The organism is Pandoraea sp. NPDC090278 (assembly GCF_044772185.1).
Taxonomy (GTDB): Bacteria; Pseudomonadota; Gammaproteobacteria; order Burkholderiales; family Burkholderiaceae; genus Pandoraea.
The window spans coordinates 338761-358969 of sequence record NZ_JBIVYJ010000005.1; the positions used below are offsets into that span (position 1 = coordinate 338761).

At 61.8% G+C, this 20209-nt stretch carries 17 protein-coding genes; 4 read left to right on the forward strand and 13 right to left on the reverse strand.

The features are described 5' to 3' along the window. Positions 1-88: 88 nt before the first annotated feature. The 3 genes from ACIQWO_RS19340 to cmk form a co-directional block, all read right to left on the reverse strand. Positions 89-382: an integration host factor subunit beta gene (locus tag ACIQWO_RS19340; protein ID WP_017232087.1), complete on the reverse strand. Its 294-nt coding sequence runs from the start codon at positions 380-382 to the stop codon at positions 89-91. A 12-nt stretch (positions 383-394) separates the two neighbouring features. After that, positions 395-2098, reverse strand: a complete 1704-nt coding sequence (gene rpsA / locus ACIQWO_RS19345) for a 30S ribosomal protein S1 (RefSeq protein WP_039400075.1) — start codon at positions 2096-2098, stop codon at positions 395-397. A 112-nt stretch (positions 2099-2210) separates the two neighbouring features. Beyond that, positions 2211-2906, reverse strand: coding sequence for a (d)CMP kinase (gene cmk, locus ACIQWO_RS19350; protein ID WP_217424881.1), 696 nt, complete (start codon positions 2904-2906; stop codon positions 2211-2213). A 112-nt stretch (positions 2907-3018) separates the two neighbouring features. On the opposite strand from cmk, the gene ACIQWO_RS19355 reads away from it, so the two are divergent. Further along, the gene (locus ACIQWO_RS19355) at positions 3019-4344 is read left to right on the forward strand and encodes an Nramp family divalent metal transporter (RefSeq protein ID WP_402827625.1); all 1326 of its coding nucleotides are present in this window, start codon (positions 3019-3021) and stop codon (positions 4342-4344) included. Between the two features lie 21 nt (positions 4345-4365). On the opposite strand, the gene aroA is transcribed toward ACIQWO_RS19355, so the two are convergent. The 6 genes from aroA to gyrA form a co-directional block, all read right to left on the reverse strand. After that, complete coding sequence (gene aroA, locus ACIQWO_RS19360; protein WP_402827628.1) at positions 4366-5688, reverse strand: 3-phosphoshikimate 1-carboxyvinyltransferase; 1323 nt, start codon at positions 5686-5688, stop codon at positions 4366-4368. Further along, positions 5688-6560, reverse strand: a complete 873-nt coding sequence (locus ACIQWO_RS19365; RefSeq protein ID WP_402827631.1) for a prephenate dehydrogenase — start codon at positions 6558-6560, stop codon at positions 5688-5690. The genes aroA and ACIQWO_RS19365 overlap by 1 nt, the downstream gene beginning before the upstream one ends. Positions 6561-6577: 17 nt before the next feature. Next, positions 6578-7660, reverse strand: coding sequence for a prephenate dehydratase (gene pheA, locus ACIQWO_RS19370; protein WP_150738722.1), 1083 nt, complete (start codon positions 7658-7660; stop codon positions 6578-6580). A gap of 102 nt (positions 7661-7762) precedes the next feature. After that, a complete protein-coding gene (gene serC / locus ACIQWO_RS19375; protein WP_402827635.1) occupies positions 7763-8875 on the reverse strand; it encodes a 3-phosphoserine/phosphohydroxythreonine transaminase in 1113 nt (370 codons plus the stop codon). Positions 8876-9166: 291 nt separating this feature from the next. Continuing rightward, positions 9167-9754, reverse strand: coding sequence for a DUF2059 domain-containing protein (locus tag ACIQWO_RS19380; RefSeq protein WP_402827638.1), 588 nt, complete (start codon positions 9752-9754; stop codon positions 9167-9169). 141 nt (positions 9755-9895) lie between these two features. Continuing rightward, positions 9896-12517: a DNA gyrase subunit A gene (gene gyrA, locus ACIQWO_RS19385; RefSeq protein WP_402827641.1), complete on the reverse strand. Its 2622-nt coding sequence runs from the start codon at positions 12515-12517 to the stop codon at positions 9896-9898. 411 nt (positions 12518-12928) lie between these two features. On the opposite strand from gyrA, the gene ompA reads away from it, so the two are divergent. After that, the gene (gene ompA, locus ACIQWO_RS19390) at positions 12929-13597 is read left to right on the forward strand and encodes an outer membrane protein OmpA (protein ID WP_402827644.1); all 669 of its coding nucleotides are present in this window, start codon (positions 12929-12931) and stop codon (positions 13595-13597) included. Positions 13598-13710: 113 nt separating this feature from the next. Here ompA and ACIQWO_RS19395 read toward each other — a convergent pair whose 3' ends face one another. Then, positions 13711-14499 carry a hypothetical protein gene (locus ACIQWO_RS19395; protein ID WP_402827647.1) on the reverse strand — a complete coding sequence of 263 codons (789 nt, stop codon included), beginning with the start codon at positions 14497-14499 and terminating at the stop codon, positions 13711-13713. A gap of 104 nt (positions 14500-14603) precedes the next feature. Between ACIQWO_RS19395 and ACIQWO_RS19400 the strand changes: the two genes are divergently transcribed. Beyond that, entirely contained in the window at positions 14604-15074 is a 471-nt protein-coding gene (locus tag ACIQWO_RS19400; RefSeq protein WP_150810434.1) for an EVE domain-containing protein, read from the forward strand. A 164-nt stretch (positions 15075-15238) separates the two neighbouring features. After that, on the forward strand, positions 15239-15946 hold the full coding sequence (locus tag ACIQWO_RS19405; protein WP_402827651.1) for an SIMPL domain-containing protein: 708 nt from the start codon (positions 15239-15241) through the stop codon (positions 15944-15946). Between the two features lie 200 nt (positions 15947-16146). On the opposite strand, the gene ACIQWO_RS19410 is transcribed toward ACIQWO_RS19405, so the two are convergent. The 3 genes from ACIQWO_RS19410 to ACIQWO_RS19420 all read right to left on the reverse strand — a co-directional run bounded on the left by ACIQWO_RS19410 (position 16147) and on the right by ACIQWO_RS19420 (position 20127). Further along, the gene (locus tag ACIQWO_RS19410; protein WP_402827654.1) at positions 16147-17679 is read right to left on the reverse strand and encodes a malonyl-CoA synthase; all 1533 of its coding nucleotides are present in this window, start codon (positions 17677-17679) and stop codon (positions 16147-16149) included. Positions 17680-17765: 86 nt separating this feature from the next. After that, a complete protein-coding gene (locus ACIQWO_RS19415) occupies positions 17766-18566 on the reverse strand; it encodes an enoyl-CoA hydratase/isomerase family protein (protein ID WP_402827657.1) in 801 nt (266 codons plus the stop codon). A 37-nt stretch (positions 18567-18603) separates the two neighbouring features. Continuing rightward, positions 18604-20127 carry a malonyl-CoA decarboxylase domain-containing protein gene (locus ACIQWO_RS19420; RefSeq protein WP_402828236.1) on the reverse strand — a complete coding sequence of 508 codons (1524 nt, stop codon included), beginning with the start codon at positions 20125-20127 and terminating at the stop codon, positions 18604-18606. Positions 20128-20209 lie beyond the last annotated feature (82 nt).

The following is a 20209-nucleotide window of genomic DNA, read 5'->3' on the forward strand; positions in this document are numbered from 1 at the left end:
TTGTCCGCACTCGCGGAGCATCGCCGGACGCCGGAGACAAAAAAAGCGCCCGAAGGCGCTTTTTTTGCGTAGTAGATCCCAAAGGGCCTTATTGGTCCGACGCCTTGTGATCAACCCGCTCTCGCAACTCCTTGCCCGGCTTGAAGTGCGGCACGAATTTCTCCGGCACCATCACTTTTTCGCCCGATTTCGGGTTGCGGCCGACGCGCGGTGGCCGACGGTTGAGCCCAAAACTACCAAATCCGCGGATTTCGATTCGATGACCGCGCGCAAGCGCATCGGCCATCGCGTCGAGAATCGTCTTCACCGCGAAATCGGCATCCTTGAGCACCAACTGGGGAAACCGCGCCGCCAACTGGTTGACCAATTCAGACTTGGTCATAGGCCTTGGACCTTACTGATTCTGGCTGTCCAGCTTGGCCTTGAGCAGGGCACCGAGGTTCGTGGTGCCGCTCGCTGCCGAGCTATCCGACGACATCTTGCTAATCGCTTCCTGTTGCTCGGCCGAATCCTTGGCCTTGATCGACAGGTTGATGTTGCGCGACTTGCGATCGATGTTGACGATCATTGCGTTGACGGCTTCGCCTTCCTTCAGCACGTTACGGGCGTCTTCAACACGGTCGTGCGAGATTTCCGATGCGCGCAGGTAGCCTTCGACGTCGTCGCCCAGCGAAACGACAGCACCCTTCGGATCGACAGCCTTGATGGTGCCGTCAACGATCGAGCCCTTGTCGTGGATCGCCACGAACGTGTTGAACGGGTCGCCTTCGAGCTGCTTGATACCCAGCGAGATGCGTTCCTTCTCGACGTCGATGCCCAGAACCACAGCTTCGACTTCGTCGCCCTTCTTGTACTTGCGAACGGCTTCTTCGCCGGCTTCGCTCCACGACAGATCCGAGAGGTGGACCAGGCCGTCGATGCCGCCAGGCAGACCGATGAACACGCCGAAGTCGGTGATCGACTTGATTGCGCCCTTGATCTTGTCGCCCTTCTTGAAGTTGCGCGAGAAGTCATCCCACGGGTTCGGCTTGCACTGCTTCATGCCGAGGCTGATACGACGACGGTCTTCGTCGATCTCGAGCACCATGACTTCGACTTCGTCGCCCAGCTGGACAACCTTGGTCGGAGCAACGTTCTTGTTGGTCCAGTCCATTTCCGACACGTGAACCAGGCCTTCGATGCCCGATTCCACTTCGACGAATGCGCCGTAGTCGGTGATGTTGGTGACCTTGCCGAACAGGCGGGTGCCTTGCGGGTAACGGCGAGCAATGCCTTCCCACGGATCTTCGCCGAGTTGCTTAACGCCCAGCGAGACGCGACCCTTCTCTTGATCGAACTTGAGGATCTTGGCGGTGACTTCCTGGCCAACCGACAGAACTTCGCTCGGGTGACGCACGCGACGCCATGCGATGTCGGTGATGTGCAGCAGACCATCGATGCCGCCGAGGTCGACGAACGCGCCGTAATCGGTGATGTTCTTGACCACGCCCTTGACGATCGCGCCTTCCTTGAGCGTTTCGAGCAGCTTGGCGCGCTCTTCACCCTGGGTGGCTTCGATCACGGCACGGCGCGACAGCACGACGTTGTTACGCTTGCGGTCGAGCTTGATAACCTTGAATTCGAGGGTCTTGCCTTCGTACGGGGTCGTGTCCTTGACCGGACGCGTGTCAACCAGCGAACCCGGCAGGAATGCACGGATGCCGTTGACCATCACGGTCAGGCCGCCCTTGACCTTGCCGGTAATCGTACCGGTCACGAGGTCGCCCGATTCGAGGGCCTTTTCCAGTTGCAGCCACGAGGCCAGACGCTTGGCCTTGTCGCGCGACAGCACGGTGTCGCCGTAGCCGTTTTCCAGGGCGTCGATCGCCACGGAAACGAAATCGCCGGCCTGAACTTCGACCTCGCCCTGATCATTCAGGAATTCTTCGATGGGGATGTACGCTTCGGACTTGAGGCCGGCGTTGACGACCACGAAGTTGTGGTCAACCCGAACGACTTCTGCGCTGATGACTTCACCAGCACGCATGTCTTGACGGGAGAGCGACTCTTCGAAAAGCGCCGCGAAAGATTCGTTGGTCGAGGTTTGCAGGTCGGACATAAAAGTGGATTACGCCGCTGACGTCCGTCTCCCGAGGGGGTTGACGCTAACGTACAACGGTTGGGTTAAAGGTTAGACAAAGCCAGGCCGGATGACTGCATGAAACACCCGGTCAGGCGCCTTGCGGGTACTGCACTTGCGCGAACCATTCGAGCACCTGAGCCACCGCCTGATCGACGTTGAGCCCCGATGTGTCGAGTACCCGCGCACCCTCTGCAGGCCTTAGCGGCGCTTCCGCACGGGTACGATCCCGCGCATCGCGCGCCTCAAGATCCAGCATGAGACTGTCTATGTTAGCAGAAAATCCTTTTTCTATCAATTGCTTATACCGCCTCTCGGCACGCGCCTGTGGCGTGGCGGTCAAAAAGACCTTCAGATCGGCTTCCGGGAAGATCACCGTGCCCATATCGCGGCCATCCGCCACGAGGCCTGGCGCGGTCTTGAAGCCCCGCTGGAGTGCCGTAAGCGCCTGGCGTACCGCCTTGTGCACCGCGATACTCGACGCGCGGTTGCCGATCGCCTCTGCGCGGATCGCGTCGGTCACGTCTTCGCCGGCCAGCCAGATCCGCTGATCGCGAAAACGCACGTCGAGCGTCTCGGCGAGCACCGCCAGCGCGCTGACGTCGTCCGGATCGATCCCGTGGCGTGCGCTCGCCAGCGCGGTCAGCCGGTAAAGCGCCCCGCTGTCGAGGTAATGAAAGCCCAGCTCGTCGGCCACACGGTGCGCCACCGTGCCCTTGCCGGATGCCGTCGGGCCATCCACCGTAATGACCGGAATCGAGTCGTCCACCACCGTCAAATCAGGCATCCCTTCGTCTCTGTCTATTCAACACATTAAAAAATAATACTTCCCATCCAAATAATAATGATTATCATTTAGATGTAGACGCTATTTTGCGCCGCCGGAAGATGTCACTGCCATGCAAAGCCGCGATTATCCCTTAGCTGGCCCCGAATGGGTGCCGCCGCCCGATCAACAAAACCGTACGCCGCGCCGCGCGCAGCGGTGGATGGGCTTTGCCGGGGCGGGAACGCTGATCGCCGTCGGCTATATGGATCCGGGAAACTGGGCCACGGCCATCGCCGGTGGCGCCCGCTATGGCTACACGCTGCTGAGCGTAGTGTTGCTCTCGAGCGTCATGGCATTGTTGTTGCAGTGGCTCGCCGCGCGCGTGGGTCTGGTGACCGGACGCGATCTCGCGCAACTCTCACGTAGTCAGTATAGCCGTCGCACCTCGCTGGCGTTATGGGGGCTTTGCGAGATCGCGATCATCGCCTGCGATCTTGCCGAGATCATCGGCAGCGCGGTGGCGTTGCAACTGCTGTTCGGTCTATCGCTACCCGTGGGCGTAGTGCTCGCCGGGGCCCTGGCGTTTGCGATGCTCGGGTTACAAGGCTTTGGGCAGCATCGACTGGAAGGTGCCGTGGCCGCACTCATCCTTCTTACTGCCGGATGCTTCGCCGCCCAACTGGCGCTGGCCAACCCCGACTGGGGCGCGGCCGCTGCGGGCCTGCGCCCGCGCAGCGAAATCGTGGCGCAGGCTGGCATGCTCTGGCTCGCCACCGGCATTCTCGGCGCGACCGTCATGCCCCACAACCTTTACCTCCACTCGGCACTGCTACGCATGCGCGGCGAAGCCATGCCCGAGCGCACTCCAGCCGCTATGGACCGCGCGCTTCGGACGACACAGTGGGACACGACGCTATCGCTCGGTTTCGCCTTTCTCATTAACGCAGCGCTGCTGATCCTTGCCGCCGCTGTCTTCCACGCGAGCGGAAACACGTCGGTGGAATCACTGGGCGATGCGCACAAACTACTCGCCCCATTGCTCGGCAACCAATGGGCGGGCGTCATGTTCGCCGTCGCACTGCTCTCCTGTGGCCTGAACTCGACGGTGACAGCCACGCTCGCGGGCCAGGTAACGATGGAGGGGTTCCTGAACCTGCGCATGAAGCCATGGCAACGGGCGCTCATCACGCGATCGTTGGCGTTGATTCCGGCATTACTGATCGTCGGCCACGGCGGAGAAGCGCAGACGACAAACCTGCTGATCTTCAGTCAGGTGGTTCTGAGTCTGCAATTGCCCTTCGCCGTCATCCCGCTCGTGCGCTTTGCTGGCGACGCGAAGCTCATGGGTCAATGGCGAGTGCGCGGGGCACTGCTTGCGAGCGCATGGCTAATCGCGGGTGCGATCGTTGCCCTCAATGGCGTGTTGCTCTGGCAGACCGTGACCGGACAAGGGTGATGCAATCGCATCACCCGAACCTCAGGACGCGACTCGCGCGAACTCCGCGAAGTACGTCGGGAATGTCTTGGCGACGCATTTCGGATCGTTGATGGTGACCGGCACGCCCCCCAGACTCACAAGCGAGAAGCACATCGCCATCCGGTGATCGTCGTAGGTGTCGATAGCGGCATTGGCAGTGAGCTTCGCCGGTGGCGTCACGCGCAGATAATCGGCCCCCTCCTCCACCGTCGCACCGACTTTGCGAAGCTCAATCGCCATCGCCGCCAGCCGATCCGTTTCCTTCACTCGCCAACTCGCCACATTGCGCAGCGTCGTCGTACCGTCCGCGAACAAGGCCGCGACGGCAATCGTCATGGCGGCGTCGGGAATGTGGTTGAAGTCCATGTCCACGGCGCGCAGCTTGCCGGAGGGCGTGTCGATGCCGTGCACTTCGATGGCGTCATCGAACATTGTGACGCGCGCGCCCATTGCGGTCAGCGCGTCGACGAAACGCACGTCGCCCTGCATGCTGTCGCGCCCCACACCCTCGACACGCAACGGCCCGCCACCGATAGCACCCGCCGCGAGGAAGTACGACGCCGACGACGCATCGCCCTCAACGCGCACCTCACCCGGACTCCGGTATTTCGCACCGTCGGCATCCGCCGCAGGCAGCGTGAATCGCGACCAGCCATCCTGGCGCACGTCGATCCCGAATCGACGCAGCAGGCGCAACGTGATGTCGATATACGGCTTCGAAATCAGCTCGCCCTCGACCTCCACAACGATCTCCCCCGTCGCGGACGGCAACAGCGGCAACGTCAGCAACAGTGCCGTCAGGAACTGACTGGACACATCGCCGCGTACGCGAATCGGTGCGGCAGGCGCGATCACCTCTGACGGTTTGATATGCAACGGCGGATACCCGGCATTACCGAGGTAATCGATCTGCGCGCCAAGCTGACGCAACCCGTCCACCAGATCGCCAATGGGACGCTCGTGCATCCGCGCGACGCCCGAGACCTCGTAGTCGCCGTGACTCAGCGACAACGCTGCCGTCAACGGACGAATCGCCGTACCCGCATTCCCCATGAAGAGCTTTGCGGCCTTCACGGGGAACACGCCACCGCAACCCTCGACGATGAAATCGCGCGAGTCGCCGACCTGCGTCCACTTGACGCCCAGTGCGGCCAGCGCTTCGAGCATGACCTGCGTGTCGTCCGACGCCAGCAGTTCACGCACGTGCGTCGTACCACGCGAGAGTGCCGCGAGCAGCAGTACGCGGTTCGAGATACTTTTCGAGCCGGGCAGACGAAGCGTGCCTTCGGCGTGGCCGTAAGGGCCGAGATCGAGCGTTTCCATTACTTTTCCTGTTGCTTGGCCCAATCCGTTCGCGCCTGACTGGTGCGAGCGAATACGGCCTCGAGACCGGCACCGTCGCCGGCATCGATCAATTGACGCAGTGAACCGAGCGTGGCGAGATAACCGTCCAGCTCGGCGAGCAGTGCGTCGCGGTTGGCGACACAGATGTCGCGCCACATCTCCGGGTTCGACGCCGCAATACGCGTGAAATCCCGAAAACCACCGCCAGCGAATCCGAACTTCAGCGCAGCATCCGGTGCGTCGAGTATCTGCGCGATCAACGCGTACGACAGCACGTGCGGCAAATGGCTGACCGACGCGAACACGCGATCGTGCTGTCGCTCGGTCATCTCCGAGACGCGCGCACCGGTCGCCTCCCACATCGCCCGCACGCGTGCGACATCGTCCGCACGATTGGCAGGTTGCGGGCACAACACGACCCGACGGTCGCGGTAGAGATCGACCTTAGCGGCGTCGACACCGGACAGCTCCGCCCCGGCAATCGGGTGCCCAGGCACGAAACGCCAGGCCTCGTCGCCCAGCGCCTCGTGCGCGGCGGCGACGGCATCCGTCTTGGTGCTGCCAGCATCGGTCACGATCGTCTCGCCGCTCAGATGCGGACGAATGGCCGCGAGCAGCGCCGGTGTCTGCGCGACGGGTGCGGCGAGCAGCACGATGTCCGCGCCCGAAACCGCATCCGCCATCGACGTGGCAGCCCGATCGATCACACCCAGCTCGCAAGCGCGGGCGAGCGAGGCTTCGGTCCGGCCGACACCCACGACTTCGTTCACCGCGTCTGCGGCTTTGAGCGCGCGTGCCAGCGAACCGCCGATCAGTCCGACGCCGCAGATAACGAGTTTATTGAGACTCATGGTGGTCCGCCTGTCGTTCACGCGGAACGCGGGTACGACCCGAGCACCTTGCAGTAGGCTGCATTCTGACGAAGCGCCTCGAGCGCCTTTGCGACGTTCTCATCGTCGCGATGTCCCTCGAAGTCGACGTAGAAGTAATACTCCCACGTGCCACTCTTCGCCGGACGCGATTCGAAACGCGTCATCGACACGCCGTTGTTCGCCAGCGGTTCGAGCAACGCCACCACTGCGCCGGCGCGGTTCGGCACGGAGAGAATCAGCGACGTCTGATCGCGACCGCTCGGTGCAGGATCCTGCGTACCGACGACAACGAAGCGCGTGCGATTATGCGGATCGTCCTGCACGTGCGAGAAAGCGATTTGCAGTCCGTACTGCGTCGCCGCCGACTCCCCGGCAATCGCTGCGATGGACGGATCGGCTGCGGCCATGCGGGCGGCTTCGGCATTGCTCGACACCGCCTGACGCTCAAGCTGCGGGAAGTGCGCCGTGAGCCAATGCTGGCATTGCGCCAGCGATTGCGCGTGCGAGCAGATACGCGTCACGCCGTCGAGCGTGCCGGTACGCGACATCAGGTTGTGATGAATCGGCAGCGCCACTTCGCCACCGATAGTCAGCGGGCTTTGCAGCAACAGGTCCAGCGTGCGCGACACGACGCCTTCGGTCGAGTTCTCGACGGGGACGACACCGAAATCGGCACTGCCCGCCTCGACAGCGCGGAACACTTCGTCGAGCGACGGGCACGGCAGGCCCTTCACGCTCTGGCCGAAATAGGACAAAGCCGCTTGCTCACTGTAGGTTCCCGCCGGGCCGAGATAGGCCACGGTCATCACCTTTTCCAGCGCGCGGCTGGCTGACATGATTTCGCGCCAGATAGACGCGAGATTGTCGCCATAGAGCGGGCCGTCGTTAGCTTGTTGCAGGCGCGAAATCACCTGCAGTTCGCGCTCGGGCCGGAACACGGCCGCGCCGAAACGCTTTTTGACCTCACCCACTTCCAGGGCGACGGCCGCACGTTGATTCAACAGCTTGAGCAGCTGCGCGTCGATGGCATCGATTTTCTCGCGCAAAGGGCGCAGCGATGCGTTCAGATCGTCTTCCATGGAGCGTATTGTCTTCTTGCTATGTGACATGGTCAGGCAACTCCCAGCGCGACGTTCCCAATCAAGTTGAGGAACACGCGTCGCACTGGCGATGTGCCCTCGTCAGCCGTGGCTGCGCTCGAATTCGCGCAGGTAGTCGACCAGTGCCTCGACGCCGGCGAGCGGCATTGCGTTGTAGATCGAGGCGCGCATGCCTCCCACGGACTTGTGGCCCTTGAGTTGCAGCAGGCCGCGCTCGCGAGCGCCGGCCAGGAAAGTTTCGTTCAGTGCGTCGTCGTTCAGGAAGAACGGCACATTCATACGCGAGCGGCAATCCGGCGCGACCGACGTGCGATAGAAGCCGCTGCCGTCGAGATACCCGTACAGCAGATCGGCCTTCGCCTTGTTCGCCGCTTCCATTGCCACCAGACCGCCCTGACGCTTGAGCCACTGGAACACCAGGCCCGCGATATAGATGGCGTAAGTCGGGGGCGTGTTGAACATCGAATCGTTCTCGGCCACGATCTTCCAGTCGAACGCGCTCGGCGTGAACGGCAACGCGCGGCCCAGCAGATCGTCACGAACGATGACGACCGTCAGACCCGACGGACCGATATTCTTCTGTGCACCGCCATACATCACACCAAACTTCGACACGTCCATCGGACGCGAAAGAATGTGTGAGGAAACGTCGGCAACCAGCGGCACGTCCGGCAGACCGGCAGCCGCCAGATCGGGCGTCCAGAAATACTCGACGCCGTGAATGGTCTCATTCGTGCAAATGTGCACGTACGCCGGATCCTTCGAAAGCTTCCACTCGTCGACTTTCGGCAAGCGGGTGAACTTCTCGGCCTCGGTACTCACGGCAATGTTGACGTCGCAATACTTGCGCGCTTCCTTCTCCGATTTGACGGACCATGAACCGGTCACCACGTAATCGGCCGTGCGGCGCTCATTGGCACGCGCACCGCCCAGCAAATTCATCGGGATGATGGCGTTCTCGGCAAGCGCGCCGCCCTGCATGAACAGAATGCGATAGTTGTCCGGGACGGCCAGCAGTTCGCGCAGATCGGCTTGCGCCTGCGCCAGGATGCTCATGAACTCGCGACCGCGATGGCTCATCTCCATCACGCCCATACCGGCACCGTGCCAGTCGAGCATCTCCTCGGCCGCCTGGGTGAGGACCTCGGCCGGCAATGCAGCCGGGCCGGCGGAAAAATTGAAAGCGCGCGTCATATTGGATTTGCTGCAGTAAAAGTGAAACGCAAGCCGGCGGAATTCGACCCGTGCGGCTTGCGTTTCACGTCTTGACTCGTTTAGCGGCTGCGGCAAAGACTCACTATACCGCCAGTTAGCCATTAGGTGCGGGCACCTGTCCCAATTCAGACGCCAGCCGACCGCCTCTCGGAATAATCCGATCAGACGTCTGCGTGGCTGACGGCATTGAATCCTCCAACGCAAAATGGCCGTTTGCGATCTCTCGCAAACGGCCATTATCCGGTAATCCCCGAGGGGACTGACCGAAATTTACTTCTTGGCCGGAGCCTTCGGTGCCGACTTGGCAGCCGCAGCGATTTCGGCGTCAGCCAGCTTGCTGGTCGCGTCGATCGATTGCGGCATGTACTTCTGCATCAGACCGCCAACGACTTCCTGGCCAACCTGATCCTGCACCTTGATGTACTTCTGGCCGACCGGGCTCTTGTAGAAAGCGGTCAGACCCTTGATTTCGTCGGTGGTGTAGAACTTGCCGTAAGCGTTGTACTGCGCTTGCACGGCGTCGTTCTTGAAGCCGTCGGTCGTGAAGACCTTGCCTGCGGCTTCGACCAGCTTTTGCACCGAGTTTTGTTGCAGCGTCGGCACGATGGCCTGCTTCTGCGCGTCGGTCAACGTCTTGTTCTCGACCAGTTGGCGCTCGAGCACTTGCGGGGCCAGTTGCTTGGCCTGGCCTTGTGCACCTTCGCCGATAGCGCTGACGAGCTTGTTCGAGTCGATGGCATCCAGCAGATCCTTGATGGCTGCCTTCTTGTCCGCGTCAAGCGGAGCGCTCTGCTGAGCCATTGCCATTGCCGGTGCTGCGAGCAGCAGCCACATCCACTTCTTGACGTTGTGTTGCATAGTAATAGTCACTCCAAAGTTCGTCGGCCTTCGCTGACGATAAATAGATGCATCCTCGCCTGGGCACTTCACTGCATCGGGCCAGATTCTACTGACTTTTCGGGGCAATGCACCCCTAGATTACATCGAGTTACGCCGGTATTACTCCGTGACATCCGCTTCCGGCGTCTCATCGTCGCCTTGCGCGTCGCCATTTTCAGGAACTTCCGCGTCGGACTCAACGATGCGTTGCAGACCCGAGAGCGTCGTACCTTCGTCCAGGCTGATCAGCGTCACCCCTTGCGTGGCGCGACCCATTTCGCGAATCTCAGAGACGCGCGTGCGGATCAGCACCCCGCCGGTCGTGATCAGCATGATCTCGTCATCCGGATCGACCAGCGTCGCCGCAACCACCCGGCCGTTGCGCTCGCTCGTCTGGATCGCAATCATACCCTTAGTGCCACGGCCGTGGCGGGTATATTCCGTGATCGACGTGCGCTTGCCGTAACCGTTCACGGTGGCTGTCAGCACCGACTGCTGCTCGTTCTCGGCGACCAGCAGCGCAATCACGGTCTGACCGTCTTCGAGTTGCATCCCACGAACGCCACGCGCCTCGCGACCCATCGGACGCACGTCGTTCTCGTCGAAGCGCACAGCCTTGCCTGCGTCGGAGAACAGCATGACGTCGTGGGCGCCGTCGGTGATCGCCGCGCCGATCAGCACATCGCCGTCGTCGAGATTCACCGCGATGATGCCCTTCTTGAGCGGACGACTGAAGGCCGCAAGCGGCGTCTTCTTGACCGTGCCCAAGCTCGTTGCCATGAACACGAAGCGATCTTCGGTGTACTCCTTGACCGGCAGCACCACGTTGATCTTCTCGCCATCCTGCAACGGGAACATATTGACGATCGGACGGCCACGCGAGTTCCGCGAACCCTGCGGCACCTCGTAAACCTTGATCCAGTAGACCCGGCCACGGTTCGAGAAGCACAGGATCGTGTCGTGCGTGTTCGCAATGAACAGCGTGTCGATCCAGTCGTCGTCCTTCGTGGCTGCCGCTTGCTTGCCGCGACCGCCACGCTTCTGCGCACGGTACTCGGACAGCGGCATCGACTTGATGTAACCCGAATGCGACAGCGTCACGACCATGTCCTGCGGCGTGATGAGGTCTTCGGTATCGAGTTCGGTCGCGTTGTGTTCGATGGTCGAGCGGCGGGCGTCGCCGAACTCGGCGCGCACGGCCGTCAGCTCTTCGCTGATGATGGCCGTCACACGCGGCGGGCTGGCCAGAATGTCGAGCAGGTCGGCGATTTGCGCCATCACTTCCTTGTACTCGGAAACGATCTTGTCCTGTTCCAGACCGGTCAGGCGTTGCAGACGCATCTGCAGAATTTCCTGCGCCTGCGTTTCCGACAAGCGGTACAGCCCGTCCGGCTGCACACCCACGGCAACGTCGAGGCCTTCCGGACGGTAGGCCGCCAGGCCGCCCTGCGTTTCGGTCTCGGCGCGCGCCAGCATCTCACGCACGACCGACGAATCCCACGACTTCTCCATCAACGCCGCCTTCGCGATCGGCGGCGTCGGCGCTGCCTTGATGATCGCGATGAAGTCATCGATGTTAGCGAGTGCGACTGCCAGACCTTCGAGCACGTGGCCGCGCTCACGGGCACGACGCAGCTCATAGACGGTGCGGCGAGTAATCACTTCGCGGCGGTGCGCCAGGAAGTGAACCAGCATTTCGCGCAGATTGAGCAGCTTGGGCTGGCCGTCGACCAGCGCCACCATGTTCATGCCGAACGTGTCTTGCAACTGCGTGTGCTTATACAGGTTGTTCAGGACAACCTCGGGCACCTCGCCGCGCTTGAGTTCGATCACGACACGCATACCGCTCTTGTCGGACTCGTCGCGAATGTCGGAAATACCTTCCAGACGCTTTTCGTTGACGAGTTCGGCAATCCGCTCGAGCAGTGAGCGCTTGTTAACCTGGTACGGCAGTTCGTCGACGATGATCGCCACGCGCTGGCCGCGATCGATGTCTTCGAAGTGCGTCTTCGCGCGCATCACCACACGGCCACGGCCGGTGCGATAACCTTCGCGCACGCCCGAGATGCCATAGATGATGCCGGCGGTCGGGAAGTCCGGCGCCGGAATGATCTCGATCAGCTCGTCGATGGTCGCTTCCGGGTTCTTCAATACATATAGGCAACCCTCGACGACTTCGTTGAGGTTGTGCGGCGGGATGTTGGTGGCCATACCCACGGCGATGCCCGACGAACCGTTGAGCAGCAGGTTCGGGATACGCGCAGGCAGGATCAGCGGCTCCTTTTCGCTACCGTCGTAGTTCGGTCCGAAGTCGACGGTTTCCTTGTCGATGTCGGCGAGCAGCTCGTGGCCGATCTTGGCCATACGAACTTCGGTGTATCGCATGGCGGCGGCGTTGTCGCCGTCGACCGAACCGAAGTTACCCTGGCCGTCGACCAGCATGTAGCGCAGCGAGAATGGCTGCGCCATGCGAACGATGGTGTCGTATACGGAGGCGTCGCCGTGCGGGTGGTACTTACCGATGACGTCACCGACGATACGCGCGGACTTCTTGTAAGCGCGGTTCCAGTCGTTGTTCAGTTCATGCATGGCGAACAACGCGCGGCGGTGAACTGGCTTCAGGCCGTCACGCACATCCGGCAAAGCGCGGCCGACGATTACGCTCATGGCGTAATCGAGGTACGACCGCCGCATTTCTTCTTCGAGCGAAATCGGGAGAGTTTCTTTGGCGAACTGATCCATTATCCGTGTCTATCAAGCCCTAATCGCGATAGGCGGCTGCCGGCGATATGATCGTGCGATTCTAACATGCCCGCCATAGGCATCCGAAACGAGCGTGATGCGATGCACAAGAGACGTCTGGCACGCCAAAACGTCAAACAAGGGAAAGAAATGAAACGGTTGGCGAGGGGCCTCAAAAGGTGTTGCGCTCAAACCACAACTGCGCCACGACGGGCGGCAAAGCTGGGGTTTTTCTCGCGAGCGTCCGAATCGCTATGGCAAAATGCCGTGGCATAAGTTAGACATTATTCGAAGTGCATGGGCCATGCTTTCGCGCATTTGCCGATGTTATACTTCGAGCGATGTAAGACTTTGGTTCTGTCGTCTAGGCTCGCAGTAAACCTGCGGTAATCTCATTTCGAGAGGAGAAATATGAATAAATTCGCTAAGCTCGCGATCGTTGCAGCTACCGCAGTGATGGCTGCTTCCGCAATGGCCCAAAACTACGTCCAGACGGCTCCGGGCCCGATCGCGGCCTCGAAGCAAGCCGTGAACGACAACTGGGTGAACGGCAGCGGCGAGTGGGTTTGGAAGAACGGCTCGGACGAACTGTGCTGGCGCGATGCGTATTGGACCCCGGCTACGGCCAACGCCAAGTGCGACGGTTCGATCATCGCTCAAGTCGCAGCTCCGGCACCGACCCCGGTCGCTCCGGTCGCTCCGGTTTCGCAAAAGGTCACGTACCAAGCTGACGCACTGTTCGACTTCGACAAGGCTATCCTGAAGCCGGCCGGCAAGCAGAAGCTGGACGACCTGGCTGGCAAGGTTCAGGCTCTGAACCTGGAAGTCGTGGTTGCTACGGGCTACACGGACCGCATCGGTTCGGACAAGTACAACGACCGTCTGTCGCTGCGCCGCGCTCAAGCTGTGAAGGCTTACCTGGTCAGCAAGGGCGTCGAAGCTAACCGCGTGTACACGGAAGGCAAGGGCAAGCGCAACCCGGTTACGACCGATTGCAAGGGCCCGGTTAACGCCAAGCTCAAGGCTTGCCTCGCACCGGATCGTCGCGTGGAAGTCGAAGTCGTCGGCACGAGCAAGTAATACGCTCTACCGGCAACGAAAAAACCCCGCCTCGGCGGGGTTTTTTTTCGTCCCGTGAAAACGATAGGACAACCGGATCAAACGATGCACAGCGCGCCAGTGCGCTTCCGACCTCAGGCCTCACTCCCCAACTGCGGGTATTGGCGCCTGACCATGAACGCCATCAGCGCCTTGACCGGACGGTCGCGCCACCACGATCCGGTCTCCAGCGGCTTGAACATCATGCGCGTCGCCGCCTCCACCGGCATGTACTGCTTCATGACGTCGCCAGACATCTCAAGGAAGGCATCCCATGTCATCGTCTCGAACGGCGGCGGCGTGCGCCAGAAGCGGTTGAGCGGCTCGAAGGCAAACGCGATGTCTTCGTCGCGCACGAGTTCGCTGCGCGCCACCATCGTGCGCAACCGGCTGATGACCCCGTGCTGCTCCACCGCGTTGTATCGGTCGAAGGTCTTGCGGAAATAGCGGTAGTGGCCGACTTCCTCGCTGCTCAGCTTATGCATCATCTGCTTGAGCTCCTCGACCGGCATATACGATTCGAGGCAGCGGTAGATCATGGCGGTCTGCGTCTCTGTGACGCACCGTGACAACGCTTCGAGCGCCAGCGACGGGCGCATGTACTGCACGTCGCAACGTGGCTTGTAGCGCGCGAGAAACGCCTCGTAAGCCTGAGGCCAGTCGAACTCCGGCCACACACGGGCGATATAGTCTTTGGCGAGTCGCCCGTGCTCGACTTCCTCAGGTAGCCAGGTATCTTGAAGCCATGTGCGCATCTCGTCATCGTCGCCATACATCTGGTTGAGCGTGGAGACAAACTCGGGGACACTGGTCTCGATGAACGACACCGTGGCGAGGGAATAGAAGATGAACGCGTTGCTACGAACAGACGGCTCTGCTGCCATGACTCACGCTCCTATCGGCATAGGCGGTTGAACATGTACATGAAACGTCACGCAAAGGTCACAAAAGCATAGTATAGGAATTAGCTCAATTTCACCGACACCTCATGACCCAACGCTACTGGTTGATGAAGTCCGAACCCGAAGAGGCGAGCATCGACGACCTCGCCAACGCCCGGCAGCAGACCCTTCCATGGACCGGCGTTCGCAACTATCAGGCGCGCAACTTCATGCGCGACGACATGCAAGTGGGCGACGGCGTGCTCTTCTACCATTCGAGCTGTGCAGTACCCGGCATTGCCGGACTCGCCACCGTCGCCTCGAAAGCGTATCCCGATCCCACGCAATTCGACCCAAAGAGTCCCTACTTCGATCCCAAATCACAGCCCGATGCACCGCGCTGGCTACTTGTCGACGTCAAACTCGATCGCAAGACACGGCTCGTGCCACTCACGGAAATGCGTGAGACGCCCGAACTCGACGGCATGCTCGTGCTCGCGCGCGGCAATCGTCTTTCGATCACCCCGGTGTCACCTGAACATTGGAAATTCATTAGCAAGCACTTACTTAGAGCTTAATTTGGGAAAAGTATCCAAAAAGCGGAACCAAAATTGTTGCGATAGCGTCTGTATAACGTTGTCGCCATGTGCATAGTGTGCACCCACTCGCTGGCACAGTGGCATCAACCGGTCAAACGTTCGCCGCCAAGATGCGAACTCACATTCGAAAAAGGACAACAACTATGCGCAAATCTCTCGCTGCTGCTCTTCTGATTGCGACTGCCGCCAACGCCGCGTATGCCCAGTCGGGCGACGAATCGACGCGTCAGGTCTCCGGCGTGCTGGGTCTCGAAGCGAACGCCACGAAGGAAGTCGAACAGGACACCGTGCACATCACCATGTCCGCACAGGAGCAAGGTCCCGACGCGGCCACGGTGTCGCGCAACCTCACGCAGAAGGCCAACAAGGCGATGTCCGTCGCCAAGAGCCAGAGCGGTGTCGACGTGCAAACCGGCAACGTCTCGCTGTATCCGACGACCAACCGCGACGGCAAGATCACGGCTTGGCGCGGCCGTACCGAACTGCAAATGACGTCGAAGGATTTCGGCGCGGCGTCGCGTCTCGCGAGCCAGATTTCGGACCAGATGCAGATGGACGGCGTGTCGTTCTCGCTCTCGCGTGAAGCGCAGGAGAAGACGCAGGCCGAGCTGACGAATCAAGCGATTCAGGCGTTCCGCAATCAGGCGCAGAACAACGTGAAGGCGTTCGGTTACAGCGGCTACACGATCCGTCAGGTGCAGGTCGGCTCGAACGCGCCGATGATGCCGCGCCCGTACGCGATGAAGGCGATGGCCATGAGCGCCAGCGCCGACGCCGCTCCGCCGATGCAACTCGAAGGTGGCAAGACGCAAGTGACCGTCACGGTCTCGGGCACGGTTCAGATGAAGTAAGAGCGTCGTCCCGCAGACCTGCGGACAGCGCAAAAAACAATGCCGCCTCTGAAGATCAGAGGCGGCATTTTTTACGACCTATGCGTTCGTTATAGGCGTCACACCGCGAGAACAGCGCGTCACATTGCCGCACCTCATCCTTCGCTTGCGCGCGGCCGTCTCACACCTCTTGCCTCATGCGACAGCGTGTCGCAGACGTCTCACTTGAAGCGGTCGCGCAGCAGATTCTTCTGCACCTTGCCCATCGTATTGCGCGGCAACTCCGCGACGACATGCACGCGCTTAGGCACCTTGAAGTTGGCAATGCGCTGCTTGAGCGCCTCGATCACAGCGCGCTCGTCGGGTGCCTGCGCCCCGGCGCGCGGCACGATCACCGCCACGACCGCTTCGCCGAAATCCGGATGCGGCACGCCGATCACGGCCGACTCGGCCACCCCGTCCATCTCGTCGATGAAACCCTCGATCTCCTTCGGATAGACGTTGTATCCGCCGGAGATGATGAGATCCTTCGAGCGGCCGACGATGTGCACGTAGCCATCCTCATCGAACTTACCCACGTCGCCAGTCTTGAAGAAGCCGTCATCGGTAAATTCCTCGGCCGTCTTCTCCGGCATGCGCCAGTAGCCTGCGAAGACGTTCGGCCCCTTCACCTGAATATGTCCGATGTCGCCCTGCGCACTCGGCTGGCCGTCGTCGCCGACCACGCGCACGGTCACGTCCGGCAGCGGCACGCCGACGGTGCCTGCACGGCGCACCTTCGCCGCGTCGCCGTGATACGGATTCGAGACAAGCATGACCGTCTCCGACATGCCATAACGCTCAAGAATCGTGTGCCCCGTGCGTTCGCTGAACGCATCGAACGTCTCGCGCAGCAGCGGTGCCGAGCCCGAGATAAACAGACGCATATGGCGACACACGTCGCGATTCAGTCCGGGTTCGGCGAGCAGACGCACGTAATACGTCGGCACGCCCATGAACACGGTGGCCCTCGGCAGTTGATGCAGCACTTCGCGCGCGTCGAACTTCGACAGCCAGATCATCTTGCTGCCCGAATAGAGCGCCGCATGACTCGCGACGAACAATCCGTGCACGTGGAAGATCGGCAACGCGTGCAACAGAACGTCGCCCCCTTCGCGTTCCCCCCAGCCCCAGAACGTATGCAGCACCCGCGTGTTGCTCGCAAGATTGCCGTGCGAGAGCATCGCGCCCTTGCTGCGCCCCGTGGTCCCCGAGGTGTAGAGGATGGCGGCAAGATCGTCGGGGGCGCGCGGTACCGTCTCGAACGTGTCGCCAAACCACGCGGCGCGCTCAAGCAGCGAGCCGGTGCGGTCGTCGCCCAGCGTGAAGACGTGTTTCGCGCCGTTCGTGAAGGCAATCTTCGAGACCCAGCCAAAGTTCGACGGACTGCACACCACCACATCCGGCTCGGCATTCTCGACGAAGTAGGCGATCTCACCTTCGCGATATGCCGTATTGAGCGGCAGATAGACGTACCCGGCGCGCAGCGTGGCGAGATACAGCAACAGCGCTTCAGGCGACTTCTCGACCTGCACGGCAACGCGGGCGCCCGGCGTCAGATCCAGACTCGCAAGCAGGTTCGCGATGCGTGCGCTGGCGTGCTCAAGATCGCCCCAACTGTAGTAAAGCCCTTCGGGGGTCTCGATGGCGCACGCCGATTTGTCCGCAGGAAAGCGTTCGGCAAAGAGTCGATAGAGGTTGGCGTCTTGCGTCATAAACAGAACCGGATATCAATCAGAACGGGAAATGCGTCGATAAACATTGCATAGAGAAGGCGAAGCGCAAGCGGCACACAGGACGCTCAACGCCCTCGGAAATCGGGCGGCCGCTTCTCGAGAAATGCGGCCACGCCTTCGCGGTGATCGTGAGAGTCCCAGTAGGAGAAGGCCCGCTGCCACTCTGCCTCGGACAGCGACGGCACGGGCGGCGCGAGCCGGGCGATCAGCCACTTGTTCAACTGCGCGGCGAGCGACGCACCGGCCGCGATGCGACGTGCGCAAGTGTAGCCTGCCTCCTCGACCGATTCGTCGTCGACCACGCGGGTCAGCAGGCCTTTCTCGCGCGCCTCACTCGCGCCGAACACTCTCCCTTCGAGCAGGATTTCGAGCGTCGCCGCACGACCGGCCAGCGCCAGCACGCCGCGCAACTCGCCCGGGGCCATCGGAAAGCCGAGTTTGTTGATGGGCACGCCGAATCGCGCCCCCTCCCCCGCAATGCGCAAATCGCAGTGCGTGGCGATCTCCATCCCGCCGCCCACACAGACGCCCTCGATCAACGCGACGCTCGGGTGACGGCAACGTGCCAGCGCATCGAGCGTCGGCCCGATGATCTCGCCGTGATAGCGACGCAACGTGTCATAGCTGCCGCGCTCGACCGGAAACTCCTCGATATCCGCCCCGGCAGCAAAGTTACCCTGTGCGCCGCGAACGACGATGGCGCGCACACGCGAGTCCTCGTCGAGCACCTGAACATGCGTGCGCAGCGCGCGCCACATCGCCACCGAGATGGCGTTGAGTTTGGTGGGATTGGAGAGCGTGAGCGTCACCAATCCTTCGTCGAGCAGACTGTCGTCGCGCAGTACTTCGCCCACTACTTCGCTCACACGTGACTCCATGAGGTTATCCGTCGTTACGCAAACGTTAAAGAAGACGCGACACCGCGCGCCCCAGCGCAGGCTCGCCGTCGATGAGCCGTTGCAGGTTCGCATCGAGTTCATCGGGCTCGTAGAGATAATTCACCATCATCCCGCACGACTGCTTCGCGCCTTTCTTCGAGAGATCGGCATGCCAGTTGATACGCTCCACGCGCGCGCCATTGCCGAGATGGAATCGCGCCACGGGGTCTCGCGGCTGTCCGCGCACGTTCTCGCGGGCGAGGTAATGCGCCGCCAGCACTTCGCCCAGCGCACGCTGCAACGCCTGCCCGCTCTTGCGATCGGGGGACGCCTGCAACCACGCCATCATCTGCGCCCCAGACGCTTGCGTCGCCAGCGACGGTTCCTGCGCAAGCAACTTCACACGCTTCGGCCCGAGGGCCTCGGCGAGTGCTTGCGTCGACAGTTGTCGCAGCCAGTCGTTGAAGCCGGGGATCGGCGAGAGCGTTGCGAAGTTGCGCAGCTTCGGGAAGTCGACGTGCAACTCGTCGATCACGCGCTTGAGCAGGAAGTTGCCGAAGCTCACCCCGCGCAGGCCCGGCTGCGTGTTCGAGATCGAGTAGAAGATGGCCCACCGCACGCGCCGCAGGTCTTCGAGCGGCGCCTTTTCGTCGAGCAGCGAATGGACGTCGGCCGCCATCTCCGGCACGAATGCCACTTCGACGAAGATCAACGGCTCGCGCGACATACGGGGATGGAAGAACGCGTAGCAGCGGCGGTCGGAATCGAGCCTGTTGCGCAAATCGGCCCACGACGAAATCTCGTGCACCGCCTCGTAGCGCATGAGCTTTTCGAGCAGCGACGCGGGCGAATCCCACGTGATCGGGTGCAGTTCCAGCAGACCGACATCGAACCAGGTCGAGAACAGGCTGCCCAGATCTTCTTCGAGCGCCGCCAGTCCGGGCAGCGCCGCGCGATGACGCAGCATGTCGGCGCGCCAGTTGACGAGGAACGGGAGACCGTCCGGCAGCGCGTTGAAGCGCTTGAGGAACCGCACGCGCGCGCTCCCCAACGCCCCGGCGAGACCGGTCGCCGTGCTGGCGGCGCGACGGGCGTCCTTCGCGGCGTCTTTGCTGGCGTCCTTGCCACTGTCCTTAACCCCGCCCTTGCCGTCGCCCCCTACTTCGCCATCGCTCGCGCAGATGTCGGCCACGACGGTGAGCAACGTCAGTTGTTCTTCGGCAGACGCCGCACCGTAGCGCGCCATGAACTCACGCGCAGCTTCGTTGGCGGAAGAATCCGTCAGACGTGCCGAAAAGCACTGCGCCAGTTGTCGGCGCAACGCGTTCTCCGCCCGCGCCGATAGCGGTGCGGCGACGATCTTGCCGTCGCCCTTGCCGTCCTTTCCGTCTTTTGGCGCACCGCCCTGCCCGCCGGACTTGCCGCGTCCGAACCACTGTCCGAGCCGCTCCCCGAGCGTCGGCTTGGGCGACGGCACCGGTGCGCTTACGTCCGGCACGCTCTCCGACGCACCGCGACCGGGCGCGGATGACGAGGGCGACGCCGCCATCGACGAATTCAGCGCTACAGGCACAGACATTGCGGACATGATCGGCTCATCCTTCATGGTTTCCTCTCAAGGCACAGGGCTC